The organism is Streptomyces sp. NPDC002499, assembly GCF_053595415.1.
On record NZ_JBSFXO010000011.1, the window covers coordinates 158,123 to 173,528 of the forward strand.

At 71.3% G+C, this 15,406-nt stretch carries 16 protein-coding genes; 13 read left to right on the forward strand and 3 right to left on the reverse strand.

The window, feature by feature from the left end; translation table 11 throughout:
* Nucleotides 1-4 precede the first annotated feature (4 nt).
* The 11 genes from ACWD5F_RS30335 to ACWD5F_RS30385 all read left to right on the forward strand — a co-directional run bounded on the left by ACWD5F_RS30335 (nucleotide 5) and on the right by ACWD5F_RS30385 (nucleotide 10,357).
* On the forward strand, nucleotides 5-1,690 hold the full coding sequence (locus tag ACWD5F_RS30335) for an aldehyde dehydrogenase family protein (protein ID WP_451259158.1): 1,686 nt from the start codon (nucleotides 5-7) through the stop codon (nucleotides 1,688-1,690).
* The gene (locus ACWD5F_RS30340; RefSeq protein ID WP_451259160.1) at nucleotides 1,690-2,826 is read left to right on the forward strand and encodes an acyl-CoA dehydrogenase; all 1,137 of its coding nucleotides are present in this window, start codon (nucleotides 1,690-1,692) and stop codon (nucleotides 2,824-2,826) included. The genes ACWD5F_RS30335 and ACWD5F_RS30340 overlap by 1 nt, the downstream gene beginning before the upstream one ends.
* A gap of 28 nt (nucleotides 2,827-2,854) precedes the next feature.
* Nucleotides 2,855-4,159 (forward strand): aspartate aminotransferase family protein, encoded by a 1,305-nt coding sequence (locus tag ACWD5F_RS30345; protein WP_451259162.1) that lies wholly within the window; start codon nucleotides 2,855-2,857, stop codon nucleotides 4,157-4,159.
* Between the two features lies 1 nt (nucleotide 4,160).
* Nucleotides 4,161-4,625 (forward strand): type II toxin-antitoxin system RatA family toxin, encoded by a 465-nt coding sequence (locus ACWD5F_RS30350; protein ID WP_451259164.1) that lies wholly within the window; start codon nucleotides 4,161-4,163, stop codon nucleotides 4,623-4,625.
* Nucleotides 4,625-5,230, forward strand: a complete 606-nt coding sequence (locus ACWD5F_RS30355; RefSeq protein ID WP_451259166.1) for a hypothetical protein — start codon at nucleotides 4,625-4,627, stop codon at nucleotides 5,228-5,230. The genes ACWD5F_RS30350 and ACWD5F_RS30355 overlap by 1 nt, the downstream gene beginning before the upstream one ends.
* Complete coding sequence (locus ACWD5F_RS30360) at nucleotides 5,227-6,297, forward strand: phosphatidylglycerol lysyltransferase domain-containing protein (protein ID WP_451259168.1); 1,071 nt, start codon at nucleotides 5,227-5,229, stop codon at nucleotides 6,295-6,297. The genes ACWD5F_RS30355 and ACWD5F_RS30360 overlap by 4 nt, the downstream gene beginning before the upstream one ends.
* 88 nt (nucleotides 6,298-6,385) lie before the next feature.
* Nucleotides 6,386-7,339 carry a VlmB-like protein gene (locus ACWD5F_RS30365; protein ID WP_401718215.1) on the forward strand — a complete coding sequence of 318 codons (954 nt, stop codon included), beginning with the start codon at nucleotides 6,386-6,388 and terminating at the stop codon, nucleotides 7,337-7,339.
* Nucleotides 7,339-8,223, forward strand: a complete 885-nt coding sequence (locus ACWD5F_RS30370; RefSeq protein WP_451259171.1) for an alpha/beta hydrolase family protein — start codon at nucleotides 7,339-7,341, stop codon at nucleotides 8,221-8,223. The genes ACWD5F_RS30365 and ACWD5F_RS30370 overlap by 1 nt, the downstream gene beginning before the upstream one ends.
* Nucleotides 8,224-8,517: 294 nt before the next feature.
* Entirely contained in the window at nucleotides 8,518-9,096 is a 579-nt protein-coding gene (locus tag ACWD5F_RS30375) for a TetR/AcrR family transcriptional regulator (protein ID WP_451259173.1), read from the forward strand.
* An 80-nt stretch (nucleotides 9,097-9,176) separates the two neighbouring features.
* The gene (locus ACWD5F_RS30380; protein ID WP_451259175.1) at nucleotides 9,177-10,082 is read left to right on the forward strand and encodes a HipA family kinase; all 906 of its coding nucleotides are present in this window, start codon (nucleotides 9,177-9,179) and stop codon (nucleotides 10,080-10,082) included.
* Complete coding sequence (locus tag ACWD5F_RS30385; RefSeq protein ID WP_124001663.1) at nucleotides 10,079-10,357, forward strand: SelT/SelW/SelH family protein; 279 nt, start codon at nucleotides 10,079-10,081, stop codon at nucleotides 10,355-10,357. Before ACWD5F_RS30380 ends, ACWD5F_RS30385 begins: the two co-directional genes overlap by 4 nt.
* Nucleotides 10,358-10,384: 27 nt before the next feature.
* On the opposite strand, the gene aceB is transcribed toward ACWD5F_RS30385, so the two are convergent.
* Nucleotides 10,385-12,007, reverse strand: a complete 1,623-nt coding sequence (gene aceB, locus ACWD5F_RS30390; protein WP_451259177.1) for a malate synthase A — start codon at nucleotides 12,005-12,007, stop codon at nucleotides 10,385-10,387.
* 146 nt (nucleotides 12,008-12,153) lie between these two features.
* Nucleotides 12,154-12,771: a nucleotidyltransferase family protein gene (locus ACWD5F_RS30395; protein WP_451259179.1), complete on the reverse strand. Its 618-nt coding sequence runs from the start codon at nucleotides 12,769-12,771 to the stop codon at nucleotides 12,154-12,156.
* 240 nt (nucleotides 12,772-13,011) lie between these two features.
* Here ACWD5F_RS30395 and ACWD5F_RS30400 point away from each other — a divergent pair, with 240 nt between their 5' ends.
* On the forward strand, nucleotides 13,012-13,305 hold the full coding sequence (locus ACWD5F_RS30400) for a DUF5955 family protein (protein ID WP_451259181.1): 294 nt from the start codon (nucleotides 13,012-13,014) through the stop codon (nucleotides 13,303-13,305).
* A 75-nt stretch (nucleotides 13,306-13,380) separates the two neighbouring features.
* Here ACWD5F_RS30400 and ACWD5F_RS30405 read toward each other — a convergent pair whose 3' ends face one another.
* A complete protein-coding gene (locus ACWD5F_RS30405) occupies nucleotides 13,381-14,214 on the reverse strand; it encodes a helix-turn-helix transcriptional regulator (RefSeq protein ID WP_451259183.1) in 834 nt (277 codons plus the stop codon).
* Nucleotides 14,215-14,329: 115 nt separating this feature from the next.
* Between ACWD5F_RS30405 and ACWD5F_RS30410 the strand changes: the two genes are divergently transcribed.
* Nucleotides 14,330-15,394, forward strand: coding sequence for an aldo/keto reductase (locus ACWD5F_RS30410; protein WP_451259185.1), 1,065 nt, complete (start codon nucleotides 14,330-14,332; stop codon nucleotides 15,392-15,394).
* Nucleotides 15,395-15,406: the final 12 nt, after the last annotated feature.

Here is a 15,406-nt window from a genome sequence, read left to right on the forward strand (position 1 = left end):
CGACGTGCTGAGTCTCGGCTCCTACATCGGCGGCGTCGAACAGCCCGGCCGACGCTGGGTGTACACGCTGCGCAGCTCGGCCATGCTGAGCGACTTCTTCGGCGCCGTCCGCGTCAAACGCGGCCTGGAACGCGGCCGGTTGAGCCCCGAGGAGGTCGGCACCGACGTCATCGGCCGGTGCGCGGTCGCCGACCGCGACGACATGGAGGCCGCCCTCCAGGCCGCGGCACGCGCCGTCGACACCTGGGCGGGGGCCTCGCCCGCCACCCGGATGCGGGTCGTCGAGGAGTTCCACCACCTCGTACGGGAGAAGCAGGACGCGCTGGTCGACCTGATGATCGCCGAGGGACATCCGCGGTCACTGGCCCGCTGGCAGGTCGCGGGCATGCTCGCGGCCACCGGCGCCGCCACCCGGGACTTCCTCGCCGGACAGCTGGAGTACCGAGTGCGGGACGGCGCACGGGAGTTGAGAGTGCGCCGGGTCGCCGACGGCGTGGTCTGTCTCAACCCGCCGCAGAACGCGACCGTGTCCAACGCCCTGCTCGGCATCTGGGCCCTCGCGGCCGGCAACGCCCTGGTCGTCCGGGCACCGCGGAGCGCGCCGCTCGGTGTGATGTACGCGCTGCGCGAGCTGGTGGCGCCCGCCCTGGAGCGGGCCGGCGCCCCGGCCGCCGCGCTGTCGGTGCTGTGCTCGGACGCCGGCGCCACGGTCGAACAGTGGCTGGCGAGCCCGCTGGTCGACGACATCATGTACTTCGGCGGCAGCGAACAGGGCATCGCCTTCGGCGCCGAGTGCACGGCCCGCGGCAAGAAGCCGGTGCTTGAGCTCGCCGGCAACGACATCTGCGTGGTGTGGCACGACGCCGACCTCGACCTCGCGGCGGAGGCGCTGGCCGAGGCCTTCTACGGCTCCGGACAGATCTGCATGGTCCCCAACTGCGCGGTCGTGCACCCGCGCGTCGCCGACGAGTTGCTGGCGAAGCTCGCCGCGCGCGCCGCGGCCATCCGGCCCGGACCGCCCGAGGCGCCGGACGCACTCCTGTCGCCCGTACTGCGCACGGACCGGTTCAACGACGTGCTGCGCCAGGCCGTCGAGGCGGGCGCCGAACTCGTCTGCGGCGGACGCCGGTTGGACGTGGACGGCCGTCCCGACGACGTCCGCGGTCTGTTCCTGGAACCCACGGTGATCCGGGTGGACGGCCTCAAGGGAGCGCGGGAACTGGACGCCGTACGCCACGAGACGTTCTTCCCGCTGCTGCCGGTCGTGGTGCCGGAAGAGCTGCCCGACGACGAACTCCTCACGCTTGTCACGGAGTTCGTCAACAGCAACGAGTACGGGCTGCGCAACTCGCTGTGGACCGGCGACGAGGAGACCGCGGAGCTGTTCCTGCGCCGCGTGCGCAACGGCGGCCTGCTCAAGGTCAACGACTCGCACATCGGCTTCCTGCCCGTCCTGCCGACCCACGGCGGAACCGGCCTGACCGGCGGCCCCGGCGGCGAGGCCAACTACCCCTTGCTGCGCACCTCTCACCTCCAGGGAGTGAGCGTCGCCCACGGGGTGCGGCCCTCGGACGCCGTGTTCGCCCAGCCCGCCGACGACGAACGCCTCGGTGACGACGGCCGCTTCAGCGACGACGACCGCCTCAGCGACGAGAACCGCCTCGGCGGCGACAAGGAGGTACCCCTCTGATGCGCGGTATGGACACGGCCCGCGAGGCACTCGACACGCTGCTGCCCGGACTCGCGCCGACCCTCGCCGACGTACCGCTCCAAGTGCTGGAGTCGCCCGGCGGTCCCGGACTCGACGCGTTCCGCAAGAGCGGCGGCCCCGGGCTGCTGGTGCCCGGCGCGTACGGCGGCGCGGGCGCGGGAGCGCTGCGGGCGACCCGTGTCTCCCGGGCGCTGGGCGCGCTGTCCCCCTCTCTGGGGGTGGCGACGGCGATGCACAACTTCTCGGTCGCGAGCCTGGTCGCCCTGGTGGCCTCCGCCGACGCCTCCGGTCTGGAGTGGATGCTCATCGAGGGCATCGCCCGCGACCGGCTGCTGGTGGCCTCGGCGTTCGCCGAGGGCCGCCCCGGCGCCGGGATCCTCGACTCCGCGGTCAAGGCCCGGCCCGCCGAGGCCGGTTGGCTGGTCAGCGGCAGCAAGAAGCCGTGCAGCCTCTCGCAGTCCATGGACCTGATCACCGCGAGCGTCGCCCTGACCGGGGAGGACGGCACGACCGAGCTGGGCGTCGCCCTCGTCCCCACCGCATCACCCGGCATCACCCGGCGCCCCTTCTGGGGCGCACCCTTCCTGGCCGGCGCCGAGAGCGACGAGGTCGTCCTGACGGACGTGCACGTGCCGACGGAACTCATGCTGCGCCCGCAGGTCGAACTGGGCACCGGACTCGACACGTTGCAGACGATCGGCTTCGTGTGGTTCGAACTGCTCGTCACCAGCGTCTACACCGGCGCGGTCGCCCGGCTCGCCGAGAGCGCTCTGAACGCCGGCAAGGGCTCCGCGACCGACCGCGCCGCCGTGCTGACACAGGTGGAGGCCGCGATCGCGCTCGCGGAGAACACCGCACGGGTGGTGGACGCGGGGCCGGTGGGCAACGACGAGCTGGCGATGGTCCTGACGGCCCGTTACGCGGTCCAGGAGCTGCTGGTCTCGGCGGCCGATCGCGCCGCCGAACTCCTCGGCGGCCTGGCCTTCGCGACCAGCTGCGACATCGGCCATCTGCTCGCCGTCAGCCGCGCGTTGGCCTTCCACCCGCCCTCGCGCGGCGCGAGCGCCCAGGCCCTGCTGGACCACCACGCCGGCGCCCCGCTGCGGCTCGCGTGACCACACGGACGACGGAAGGGAGACGACCATGCGACAGACCCACGGCACGACGACGGACGCGGGGACGTCCCCGGGCCAGGACGTGGCCCGCCGCTACAAGCAGCACCTGAGCCGGGGGAGGGGCAAGCTCGGCGAACTGTTCGGCGGACACGTCGAAGTCGCGTCCTACGGCAGCACGGTACGGACGGCCGACGGACGGGAGTTCCTCAACTGCGGCGGCTACGGCGTGTTCCTGGCCGGCGCCTGCCATCCGCGGATCGTCGCCGCCGTCGAACGGCAGCTGCGTACGCATCCGTTGGCCACCCGGATGCTCCTCGAACCGAAGGCCGCCGACGCGGCGGCCGCGCTGACCCGGGTGGCACCGGCCGGTCTTGAGCGGGTGCACTTCACCAACTCCGGTGCGGAGGCGGTCGAGACGGCGCTGAAACTGGCCCGCGCACACGGCCACCGGCGGATCGTGTCCACCACCGGCGGCTTCCACGGCAAGACGCTCGGCGCCCTCTCGGCGACCGGCAAGCCCCTCTACCGCGATCCCTTCCTGCCCTTGCTGGAGACGGAACACGTGCCCTACGGCGACGCAGCCGCGCTCCGCGAGGCGCTCGGCGCCGACGGCTCAGACGCCGTGGTGATCGTGGAGCCGGTGCAGAGCGAGGCCGGCGTCCTGATGCCGCCGGCCGGCTACCTCAAGGACGTGGCGTCTGCCTGCGCGGACACGGGCGCCTTCTTCGTGCTCGACGAGGTGATGACCGGCCTCGGCAGGCTCGGCCACTGGTGGGGCGCCGACCGGGAAGGGGTGGTGCCCGACGTCCTGCTGGTCGGCAAGGCGCTCAGCGGTGGTGTCGTCCCGGTCGCTGCGGCGATCGCCACCGCGCGGGCGTTCGCGCCCTTCGACCGCGACCCGTTCCTGCACACCTCGACCTTCTCGGCGGCACCGATCGCGATGGCGGCGGCCGAAGCGGCGGTCGAGGTCGTCGAGGACGAGCAACTCGTCGACCGAGCAGCCCTGTTGGGCGGCCTGCTGCTCAACTCGCTGCGGGACACGGTGGCCCGGCACTGCCCGCATCTCGTCTCCGAGGTGCGCGGGCTCGGACTGCTCATCGGCGTGGAGTTCCAGGACGCCGGCCTGGCGGGCGAGTTCCTGCTCGAACTCCTCGACCGGGACGTGATCGCCAACCACTCGCTCAACGCGCAGTCGGTCGTCCGGCTGACACCGCCCGCGGTGCTCGACGAGGCCGGGACGGACCGACTGACCGAGGCCCTGGAAGGCGCCGCCCAGGCGCTCGCCCGGCGCTTTCCCTACCCCTGTCCGGGGCCCGGTACCGAAAGGAACTGACATGCGTTCGGTTGAACTCGACTACAGCGGGGACGGATTGACTCCCCGTCAGGCATACGACCGGATCCGGGACTTCGCCCGCTATCCCGACCTGGTCGACGTGGTGCGCAGCGTGACGGTCCGGCCGTCGCAGACCGCCTCGGCAGTGCTCAGCGACTGGGAGGTGGACTTCCGCAACGGCGTCCTCGCGTGGAGCGAGGAGGACGTGTTCGACGACGCGGCGCTGCGCATCGAATTCCGGCAGACCGAGGGGGACTTCGAGTCCTTCGAGGGCCGCTGGGAGGTGACCCCGACCGCGCGGGACGGGGCCCGGGTGCGCTTCACGGCCGCGTTCGACTTCGGTCTGCCGAGCCTGGCCGGGATCATCGACCCGGTCGCCGAGCGGGTGCTGCGCGAGACCATCGAGGACATCCTGCGCGCGCTCCTGGACGACGGGCCGGCCGGGACGGACCGGGTGGCGGCCTGATGGACGCCGTCAACCGCTTCGAGAGCCGGGTCACCTACCGGCTGCTGCGGGCCGAGTACTGCGTCGGCCTCGCCCTGTCCGCGGGCCTGTTCCTCGCCCACTGGGACGAGGTGCGCTGGCCGGTGGCCGTCGCGCTGTTCGCGTACATCGACGTGATCGGCTACGTGCCCGGCGCGCTGGCCCACCGCCGATCGGCCACCGGACAGCTGCCGCGCGTCTACTACGTCCTCTACAACACGATGCACAGCTGGCTGACGGCCGGCGCCGTGGTCGCCCTGTGGGCCTGGCTGATCGGCCCCGAGTGGGCGTTGCTCGCGGTGCCGATCCATCTGTGCGGCGACCGGGGCCTGTTGGGGAACTTCCTCAAACCGTTCGCGGTCCCGTTCGAGCCGAAGCCCCATCCCGCCTTCGTCCGCTTCGAGCAGAGCCTGGCCTTCACCGCGCGGCTGCCGGCGGACGCGCAGGACGCGCAGGACGCGCAGGACGTGCAGGGTGTGCAGGGCGCGAATGACGCGGAGGCTGCGGAGGTTGCGGGGGGCGTGAAGGTTGCAGGGGTCATGGAGGGCACGGAAGCCGACCGGGCCGTCGCGGGCGGGACACGATGAGCCAGCCGAGCCCGCCGAGCCCGCCAAGTCCACTGAGCCCGCCCAGCCCACCGAGCCCGCCGGAAACGCGGGACAGGCCGGACAGGCCGGACGCGCGCGACGCGATCGACGTCCTCCGCACATACGCCGATCACCCCAGCGCATTCCTGGCCGTCAACGCACGCACCCGCCACCACCACGGACGCCAGGTGCCCGGCCTGGTCGCGCATTTGCCCGGCCGACGCCACCACATCCAGTTCGCCGGCCCACTGGCACCCCCGAACGCGCGCGGGCCACTGCTCGACGAGTACCTGGCGTCCCTGCGCGGACGCGGGCTGCTGACGGCTGTCCAAGTACGCGCGCAGGACGTGGACTTGTACGCCGAACGGGGCTTCACGGTCAACCAGATCGGCAGCACCTACGGCATTGACCTGAGCCGGTTCACGCTCCGCGGAAAGGCGCTGGCCAAGATCCGGCAGAACGTCTCCCGCGCCCGCCGCGAGGAGGTGACGGTGACGGAGGCGGGCCCCGACGACCCGGTCGACCAGGAGGCCCTGGACCGCATCGACCGCGAGTGGCTGCGCGCAAAGGGCCGCCACGTAAGGCAGTTGGCGTTCCTGGTCGGCGAACGCGGCGGCCCCGGGCGGCCGTTGCGCCGCACCTTCCTGGCCCGGCACCAGGGCCGGATCGTCGCGTACATCACCTACTCGCCCGCGTGGGGCAGCCGCCCGGGCTGGTTGTACGACCTCACCCGCCGTGCCCCCCAGGCTCCCGTCGGCACCATCGAACTGGTCAACCTCACCGCCCTGACCCGCTTCTCCGAGGAGGGCGCGGGCTGGCTGCACCTGGGGCTGACCCCGTTCGCCGGACTCGCCGACGAGCACGAACCGTCCGGCGCCTCACCGTCGTTGACCCGGGCGCTGCGACTGGTGGCCCGGCGCGGGAGCGCGGTCTACCCCGCGCGCACCCAGGAGGTCTTCAAGCTCAAGTGGGACCCCCACGTGGTCGAACCCGAGTACGTGGCCTTCCAGGACGGAGTCCGCCCCGGCGCCGTGTGGCGCCTGCTGCGGGCCACCGGCGCGGTCTGACCATCCCTGGACACCCCTCACTCTTCACCCTTCCCCTCACCCTTCACCCCTCCTTCCGACTCACCCTCACCGAACTAAGGACGACACCATGGCAGCACTTCCCCTGGAAGCCGACTGGGACCGGGCCCCGGGCGTACTGGAGGGCGCACGCGACCTCGAACTGACCGTGCGGGACTGCGACTTGCCCTACTGGCTGGAACACGTGGCGGGCACCATGCTGCGCCGCCTGTCGGACGGCACGGTGACGGCCCAGGCCCCCACCGATGCCGTACGCCGTCCGGGCCCGCTGCACGACGCGCTGGTCGAGGAGTTCACCTTCCGCACACTCGCGGAGGAGAAGGCCACGCGGGCCCTGTCCTTCCTGGTCCACCAGGCTCCGGACACCGACTGCCTGGAGTTCTTCGCCACCCAGCTCGTCGACGAGGCCCGCCACGCCCGCGTGTTCCGTGAGCACCTGGTGGCGGCCGGGGTGCCCGCGGCCGAGGTGGCGTCCGCCGTCGCGCGGACCGCGGCCGCCTCGGGCGCCGCCGTCCTCGACCCGCTCGAGGAGTTCGGCCTGCAAGTCCTACGCGACCAGGGCGACTTCTACGGCGGTGTCCTCGTCCTCACCGTCCTCGTCGAGGGCGTGCTGGCGCCGGCGGCGGAGCTGAGCGAGCGCAAGTGGAAGGTGTTCGACCCGTCGGCGGCCCTGGTCGAGCGCGGGGCGAACATGGACGAGATCCGCCATCTCGCGGTCGGCTCGTCGATCATCCGCACCCACCTGACCGCACACCCCGAAGAGCGGGGGCGGCTGCTCGAACTCATCCACGAGGGGCGGCGGTTGTGGGAGAAGCTCCCGATGGTCGAGGTGCTGTTCCGTCGGGAGACCCTGTTCCAGGAGGGTCTGGCAGAGCACGGGGACCTGCTGGGAGACTACGAGATCTGGCCGGGACGCCGGCTGGTGGACACGGGGATCGAGGAGCGTATGGAAGCCGCGGAACGGTGGTCGCGGGAGACACAGGACACCCGGCTCGCGTACATGCTGCTCGACGGGTCCCACTGATGGCCGACGAGGACGTCTGGCGGATCGCCCTGCCCGGCGGTGGCGATCCGGCACGGCCCGGCGAGGCCCATGTCGCCGCGCTGGTCACGCTTCCGCAGGAGGCGCCCAGGGCGGTGGTGCTGCTCTGGCCCGCGCTCGGTGTGACCGCTTCGTACTACGCGCCGTTCTGCGCCGAACTCGCGGCCCAGGGGATCGCCGTCGTCGCGGCCGACCTGCGCGGACAGGGGCACAGCACGCCGAGGGCGGGGCGCGGCAGCCACCACGGCTACCACGAGCTGGCCGGCCGGGACTGGCCCGCCCTCGTCGCCGCCGCCCGGGAGCGGTTCGGCGCGGAGATCCCGCTGTTCCTGCTCGGGCACAGCATCGGCGGCCAGGTCGGTGTGCTGTACGCGGCCCGGGAGCCGAAGGGCGTGGACGGTCTGCTGCTGGTGGCCGCGGGATCGGTCGACCAGCGCGGCTTCAGCGGAGCCGCCCGGCTGCGCGTGCTGGCCGGTACGCAGTTCGTCGCGCTGGTCGCCTCGCTGTGGGGGTACTGGCCCGGGCACCGGCTGGGCTTCGGCGGCCGGCAGCCCGCGCGGCTGATGCGGGACTGGGCGCGGATCTGCCGTACCGGACGGTTCGAGCCCGCGGGTGCCGACCTCGACTACGAGGCCGCGTTCGCGTCCGTGACGCTTCCGGTGCTGGCCGTGTCCCTCGCGGGTGACGGACTCGCTCCGCGCGCGGCGGTGGACCGGTTGTGCGCCAAGCTTCCCCGGGCCGAGGTGCGGCGCGTGCACCACCGCCCCGAGAACGGCGAACGGATCGACCACGTGCGGTGGGCCAGGTCCGGCGCCGGCATCGCCCGGGAGATCTCGGACTGGATCCGGGAACCGCGCGGAACCTGACGCTCCACGGCCGCGCCGGAATACCGTCGAGGTACCGGCGCGGCCGGGCCGCTCCCTTGCCCGCACGCCTCACACGTCACGCGCTGTGATCGTGCACAGGTGTGAACGTGATTGTTTCGCAAGGTACTTGAGCATTCGCATAACAGCCCCCACCATAAGAACGATACGACTCGTTCCACGGAGATCTCACCCCCCGCGGCTACGCGTGTCACCAAGTCGCACGACCGGAGAGCCGACCTGCACATGGGCCAGAAACGATCACTCACTTCTGTCACCGTCGAGGACGGTCAGCGCATGCGGGACCTCGAAGCCCGCGACCGCATCCTCGCGGCGACACTGAAAATGCTAGGTGAGCTCGGGTACACACGGCTGACGATCGGCGGTATCGCCGTCGAAGCCGGAGTCGGCAAGGCCACGATCTACCGGTCCTGGCCGAACAAGGCCGCACTCACCCTCGACGCCGTACGCACCCAGCTGCCGGACATCCCCGTCGACGACGTCGGCGACAGCAGACAGGAGGTGTTCGCCGTGGCGGACACGCTCGCCGCGCTCTACGGCTCGCCCAAGGTACGGCTGGTCCTGCCGGCCCTGGTCTCGGACGCGGCCGCCGACCCCGAACTCGGCCGCCGCCTGCGCGAGGAGCTCATCCAGGACCGTAAGCGGCAGTCCGCGACCGTGCTGCAGCGCGCGGTGGACCGGGGTCACATGCCCAAGGACACGGACATCTCCACGGTCCTCGACATGTGGGCAGGGCTCATGCTCTTCCGGAGCTTGTTCTTCGACCTCACCTTCGACGACCGGGCCATCCGCAACCTCGTGGCGGCGACTCTCGACTCACCGCCCCGCGTCACCGAGGGGCCGGAGGCCGACTGACCGCCGCCTCGCCGACGATCACCCCCGGTTACTATGGTCACTTCGGGCCGGAAGCCGGAAAGAGGGGGTGACCTGAGGGAATGCTGAGAGAGGTCACCGCGACCCACTACGTCGAGCCCCTGACGTCCGGCGGTTCCGTCCCCGGTGTCGTCGAGGCCGACGACCTGGGCATGTACGTCGTGAAGTTCACCGGCTCCGCGCAGGGCCGCAAGGCGCTGGTCGCCGAGGTGATCGTCGGAGAACTGGCACGCGCGCTCGGGCTGCGCTTCCCGGAACTCGTCCTGGTCCACTTCGACCCGGCGATCGCCGACAGCGAGCCGCACCAGGAGGTGCGCCACCTGCACTCCGCGAGCGCGGGCGTCAACCTCGGCATGGACTACCTGCCGGGCGCCAAGGACTTCACCCCGGACCTCGCGAAGCACTTCCGCGTCGACTCCCTGGAGGCCGGCCGGATCGTCTGGCTCGACGCCCTGACCGCCAACGTCGACCGTACGGTCCACAGCTCCAACCTGATGGTCTGGCCGACCTTCGGCACCGCGCCCGCCCGCCTCTGGCTGATCGACCACGGCGCGGCCCTCGTCTTCCACCACCGCTGGGACGCCTCCGACCCCACCAAGGTCTACGACTTCCGCAACCACGCCCTGGGCCACTACGCCCCGGACGTGCGCGCCGCCGACGCCGAACTGGCGCCCAAGGTCACCGAGGACCTGCTGCGCGCGGTCGTCGCCGAGGTCCCGGACGCCTGGCTGACGGAGTTCGGCACGCCCGACGAGATGCGCGAGGCGTACGTCGGCTACCTCCACGCGCGCGTGCGGGCGTCCGCCGCGTGGCTGCCCACGGACTTTCCCACCCGGGAGGAACTCGCCGCCGAGCAGGCACTCCGCGCGGTGCAGACAGAGCGAGGCCGGCCCAAGTGGCTGAAGCGGGTCCCCGACCTGCACGGCAAGCCGGCCGCGGAACAGGATGGGTCGGTGCACTTCGAATGAGTGGCCGTGTCGAGATCGAGTACTGCACGCAGTGCCGCTGGCTGCCCCGCGCCGCCTGGCTGGCTCAGGAACTCCTGACCACCTTCGAGACGGAGCTGTCCGAACTCGCCCTCAAACCGGGCAAGGGCGGGGTCTTCATCGTCCGCGTCGACGACGAGGTGGTCTGGGACCGCCGCGACCAGGGCTTCCCCGAGCCGACGGCGGTCAAGCAGGTCGTACGCGACCGAGTGGCCCCGGGGAGATCCCTGGGCCACTCGGACAAGCCTGCTTCCTGACCTGTTTCCTGACCTGTTTTCTGCCGGTCAGCCCTTGAGCTGCTCGTACGCCGGCAGCGTCAGGAAGTCCGCGTAGTCGGCGTCCAGGGACACCTGGAGCAGCAGGTCGTGGGCCTGCTGCCAGTGGCCGGCCGCGAAGGCCTCCTCGCCGATCTCCGTGCGGATGTTGGAGAGTTCTTCCGCGGCGACCTTGCGGGCCAGCTCCGGGGTGGCGAGTTCGCCGTTCTCGAACTCGACGCCCGCGTTGATCCACTGCCAGATCTGCGAGCGGGAGATCTCCGCGGTGGCCGCGTCCTCCATGAGGTTGAAGATGGCGACCGCGCCGAGACCGCGCAGCCAGGCCTCGATGTAACGGATGCCGACCTGAACGGCGTTGACGAGACCCGGGTACGTCGGCTTCGCCTTCAGCGAGTCGATCGCGATCAGGTCGGCGGCCTCGACGTGGACGTCCTCGCGCAGCCGGTCCTTCTGGTTCGGCCTGTCGCCGAGGACCCGGTCGAAGGACTCCAGGGCGATCGGGACCAGGTCGGGGTGGGCGACCCAGGAGCCGTCGAAACCGTCGTTCGCCTCACGGTCCTTGTCGGCGCGGACCTTCTCGAAGGCGACCTTGTTGACCTCGGCGTCCCGGCGGGAGGGGATGAAGGCCGCCATGCCCCCGATCGCGTGCGCGCCGCGCTTGTGGCAGGTGCGGACGAGGAGTTCGGTGTACGCCCGCATGAACGGGGCCGTCATCGTCACCGCGTTGCGGTCCGGGAGGACGAACCTGGTGCCGCCGTCACGGAAGTTCTTCACGATGGAGAACAGGTAGTCCCAGCGCCCCGCGTTCAACCCCGAGGCGTGGTCGCGGAGTTCGTAGAGGATCTCCTCCATCTCGTACGCGGCCGTGATGGTCTCGATCAGGACGGTCGCGCGGACGCTGCCCTGCGGGACGCCGACGTAGTCCTGCGCGAAGACGAACACGTCGTTCCACAACCGAGCTTCGAGGTGCGACTCGGTCTTGGGGAGATAGAAGTACGGCCCCTTGCCGAGGTCGAGCAGGCGCTGGGCGTTGTGGAAGAAGTACAGCCCGAAGTCGACGAAGGCGCCCGGCACTTGCTCGCCGTCGACCTGGAGGTGCCGCTCGTTCAGATGCCAGCCGCGCGGACGCATGACGACGGTGGCCAGCTCGGCCTCGTCCTTGAGCGCGTACGACTTGCCGGAGCCCGCGTCCGTGAAGTCGATGTTCCGCGTGTACGCGTCGATCAGGTTGACCTGGCCGAGGATCACGTTCTCCCAGGTCGGCGCGGAGGCGTCCTCGAAGTCCGCGAGCCACACCTTGGCGCCCGAGTTGAGGGCGTTGATGGTCATCTTGCGGTCGGTGGGGCCGGTGATCTCGACCCGGCGGTCGTTCAGGGCCGCGGGGGAGGGGGCCACCCGCCAGGAGTCGTCGGCGCGGATCGCGGCCGTCTCCGGGAGGAAGTCGAGCGTGGAGGTGCGGGCGATCTCGGCGCGGCGCTCGGCACGGCGGGCGAGGAGTTCCGCGCGGCGCGGTGAGAACCGCCGGTGCAGCTCGGCCACGAAGGCGAGGGCCGCGTCGGTGAGGACCTCCTCCTGCCGGGGCAGGGGCTCGGCGTCGACGATGGCCAGCGGGGACGGCGCTGGTGCGGACATGAGCTGTCACTTCCTTCTCAACGTGTTTCTGAGCAGTGGATACTAGTTTCCTCATTGTGGAACTTCAATGGTTTGTTGATATCGAGATTCTTCGGATCGAGGGAACGTGGCGCTCAGTGCCACCGTGATCACTCAAGGTGGGCCGCTCACTCACGGTGGGCCGTTCGGTCAAGGTGGACCAGGTCGGCCTCGGTGTCGATGTCGTACGGCTCGGCCACATCCCCGCACTCGACGAGCGTGATCGCTTCCTCGTGCGCCTTGAGGTAGGCGCGCGCACCGCGGTCCCCGGTCGCGCTCGCCGCGACACCGGCCCAGTGGGCGGCCCCGAACAGCACGGGATGCCCGCGCGCACCGTCGTACGCCGCCGAGACCAGCGACGTACGGTCCCGGTGGGCCGCCAGCACACGGGCGACCGCCGCCGGACCGATCCCGGGCTGGTCGACCAGTGAGACCAGTACGCCCGCAGCGCCCGTTCCGGCGAGCGAATCGAGTCCCGCCCGCAGCGAACCGCCCATGCCCTCGGCCCAGTCCGGGTTGTCCACCAGGACGCAGCCGGTCAGATCGGCACGCGCGCGTACGTCCGCCGCCCGCGCGCCGAGCACCACGTGCACGCGCGCGCAGCCGGCGGCGCGCAGCACGCCGACCGCGTGTTCGACGAGCGGCCGGCCCCGGTGTTCGAGCAGCGCCTTGGGCCGCCCGCCGAGCCGTCGGCCGCCGCCCGCGGCGAGCAGAAGTGCGATCACGCCGTCTTCTTTCTCCGTCATGCGTCCTGCATACCTGAGGCCGTTCCCGACCCCCTACCCGACGCCCGCGCGAGTGCCCGGTTTCCAACGGTTGAATTTCGGTCCGCGCAGTGGCGCGCCCCGCATTGGGTGGCGTTTACTGACCCGCGTCTCCCGGCGCCCGACCAACGCCACGGGGGAGCTCGGCAGGATCACGACGTAGAGGCGCACAACGGCGTGCGCGGGGGGAGAGCTGTGTTGCGGAGCTTGGGGCAGAGACCAGTGACCGGCAGTGGTGAGGACCCAAGAGTGGCGGGACTGCGGACCGCCGTGTCCCGGCTGCGCCGCCAACTCGCCACGCACCCCGCGGAGTTCCCCGACCGGGGCATCGCCGAGGACGAACTCGCCGCCCTCGCCGCGATGACGATCGACGGCACCCCCGAGATCCCGCGGCTGCGCCGCTCCCTGTTACTCATCGCGGGATCGATCGGATCGGTCAGCGCGCTGGCCCGGGGACTGTCGGACGTACGGGACGCGGTGGAGCTGTTCGGCGAGCCGCCGCGCGGGCGGGGCTGAGGACCGTCTCCCTGGCCACCGTGCGCGTGCCTTGGTCACCGTGCGAGTGCCCCGGTCACCATGTGCTTTCCCCGGTCACCGTGCGCGCAGCCGGTCCAGGGCCGACTGGCTTTCCTCGTCCGCGGCACGGTAGATCACCAGCAGCTGGTCCGGATCCTGGAGCGGCTTGAGGGTTTCGAACTGCACGGTGATCACACCGACTTCGGGGTGCCGCATCACCTTGCGTCCGCGCCCGCTGACCTTGACGTCCTGCTCGGCCCACAACCGCGCGAAGTCCTCGTCACCGGCGCTGAATCGGGCGATGAGACCGGTCAGCGCCCGGTCGTCCGGGTGCGCGGCCCACGCGGCGCGCAGATGGGCGATCCCTTCGCGCACCACGCGTTCGCGATCGAGGTAGAGCTCACGGACCCGCGGGTGCATCAGGCACAGCCACATCGAATTGCGCTGCGCCCGCGGCAGGGTGTCGAAATCCACCAGCAGTCCGGCCATTTCGCCGTTCCAGGCCAGGATGTCGTAGCGGTGGTTCAGGAGCATGGCCGGCAGCGGTGACAGGTCGGCGACCAGCCGGGCCAACGGCTGCGCCGCGGCGGTGGCGAGCCTGTCGGCGTCGCGCGGGCGCCGCACGGTCAGGTCGAAGAGGTAGGCGCGCTCGTCGGGGGCCAGGCGCAGCGCCCGGGCCAGCGCCTCCACCACGTCCGCGGAGGGCCGCAGCCCACGCGCCTGTTCCAGCCGTACGACGTAGTCGACGCTGACCCCCGCCAGTTCGGCGACCTCCTCGCGGCGCAGCCCCGGGGTCCGCCGGGACCGCCGACGCGCCGGCAGGCCGAAGTCCCGCGGATCCAGGCGTTCCCGCCGGGTCCTCAGGAACGCGGCCAGCTCCTGGTTCCTGTCCACCGTGGAGATCGTCATGATCGGTCCAACAGCCAGGGTAGGACGGCTCTTCCCAGGATCGTCCTTCCCTTACCCCTGCCTCGCCGCGGTCACAGACTCGCTGTCGACAACGGATCACAAGCAGGAGGACACGATGTCGCTCACTCTCGACAGCCACCGGCTGCTCGGCCGCTCCGGACTGCGGGTCTCCCCGCTCGCGCTGGGCACGGCGACCTTCGGCACCGAGTCCGGCTGGGGCGCCGACAAGGACGAGGCACGCAAGCTGTTCGACACCTACGTCGAGCGCGGCGGCAACTTCCTCGACACCGCGAACACCTACACCGACGGCAGCTCCGAGCGTCAGCTGGGCGAGTTCACCCGCGACCACCGCGAGAGCCTCGTGCTGGCGACGAAGTACACGACGCTGCGCCGGCCCGGCGACCCGAACTCCGCGGGAAGCCACCGCAAGAGCATGTTCGCCTCGGTGGAGGCCAGTCTCCGGCGGCTGAACACGGACTACCTCGATCTTCTCCACCTGCACGTGTGGGACTTCGCCACGCCGGTCGAGGAGATCCTGCGCGGCATGGACGACCTGGTCCGCCAGGGCAAGGTCCTGTACGTGGCGATCTCCAACACGCCGGCCTGGCAGATCTCGCGCATGCAGGCGATCGCCGACCTGCGGGGCTGGTCGCCGCTGGTCGGGCTACAGATCGAGTACAACCTCGTCAACCGGGCCGCGGAACGCGATCTCATCCCCATGGCACGGGAGATGGGGCTGGGTGTCACGCCGTACTCACCGCTGGCGGGCGGCCTGCTCACCGGCAAGTACCGCCGCGCCGACCTGACCGCGACGACGGCTGCGCCAGGGGAGAGCACCCGCAAGAGCTTCAACGCCGGCCTGGGCATGGTCACCGAACGCAACCTCGCGATCGCCGACGTGGTGAAGGAGATCGCCACGGAGCTGGGCCGCACACCCGCGCAGGTCGGGCTCGCCTGGACCCTGCGGCAGCCGGGCGTGACGGCACCGATCATCGGGGCCCGCACGACCGGGCAACTGGAGGACAATCTGGGTGCGTTGGAGGTCGACTTCAGCGCCTCCCAGTCGGCCCGCCTCGACGAGGCGAGCACGATCGCACTCGGCTACCCGCACGACCTGCTCGCCAGTGATCACATCCGCAGGGTGGCCCGCGGCGACCTGAAGATCGAAGCCCGCGGCTGATGCCCGACCGCG

What these genes read in the sequence shown, in the direction of transcription:
- ACWD5F_RS30340 (WP_451259160.1), top strand. Translation starts at nt 1,690, where the DNA reads ATGCGCGGTATGGACACGGCCCGCGAGGCACTCGACACGCTGCTGCCC.
- ACWD5F_RS30345 (WP_451259162.1), top strand. Translation starts at nt 2,855, where the DNA reads ATGCGACAGACCCACGGCACGACGACGGACGCGGGGACGTCCCCGGGC.
- ACWD5F_RS30350 (WP_451259164.1), top strand. Translation starts at nt 4,161, where the DNA reads ATGCGTTCGGTTGAACTCGACTACAGCGGGGACGGATTGACTCCCCGT.
- ACWD5F_RS30355 (WP_451259166.1), top strand. Translation starts at nt 4,625, where the DNA reads ATGGACGCCGTCAACCGCTTCGAGAGCCGGGTCACCTACCGGCTGCTG.
- ACWD5F_RS30360 (WP_451259168.1), top strand. Translation starts at nt 5,227, where the DNA reads ATGAGCCAGCCGAGCCCGCCGAGCCCGCCAAGTCCACTGAGCCCGCCC.
- ACWD5F_RS30365 (WP_401718215.1), top strand. Translation starts at nt 6,386, where the DNA reads ATGGCAGCACTTCCCCTGGAAGCCGACTGGGACCGGGCCCCGGGCGTA.
- ACWD5F_RS30370 (WP_451259171.1), top strand. Translation starts at nt 7,339, where the DNA reads ATGGCCGACGAGGACGTCTGGCGGATCGCCCTGCCCGGCGGTGGCGAT.
- ACWD5F_RS30375 (WP_451259173.1), top strand. Translation starts at nt 8,518, where the DNA reads ATGCGGGACCTCGAAGCCCGCGACCGCATCCTCGCGGCGACACTGAAA.
- ACWD5F_RS30380 (WP_451259175.1), top strand. Translation starts at nt 9,177, where the DNA reads ATGCTGAGAGAGGTCACCGCGACCCACTACGTCGAGCCCCTGACGTCC.
- ACWD5F_RS30385 (WP_124001663.1), top strand. Translation starts at nt 10,079, where the DNA reads ATGAGTGGCCGTGTCGAGATCGAGTACTGCACGCAGTGCCGCTGGCTG.
- aceB (WP_451259177.1), bottom strand. Translation starts at nt 12,007, where the DNA reads ATGTCCGCACCAGCGCCGTCCCCGCTGGCCATCGTCGACGCCGAGCCC.
- ACWD5F_RS30395 (WP_451259179.1), bottom strand. Translation starts at nt 12,771, where the DNA reads ATGACGGAGAAAGAAGACGGCGTGATCGCACTTCTGCTCGCCGCGGGC.
- ACWD5F_RS30405 (WP_451259183.1), bottom strand. Translation starts at nt 14,214, where the DNA reads ATGACGATCTCCACGGTGGACAGGAACCAGGAGCTGGCCGCGTTCCTG.
- ACWD5F_RS30410 (WP_451259185.1), top strand. Translation starts at nt 14,330, where the DNA reads ATGTCGCTCACTCTCGACAGCCACCGGCTGCTCGGCCGCTCCGGACTG.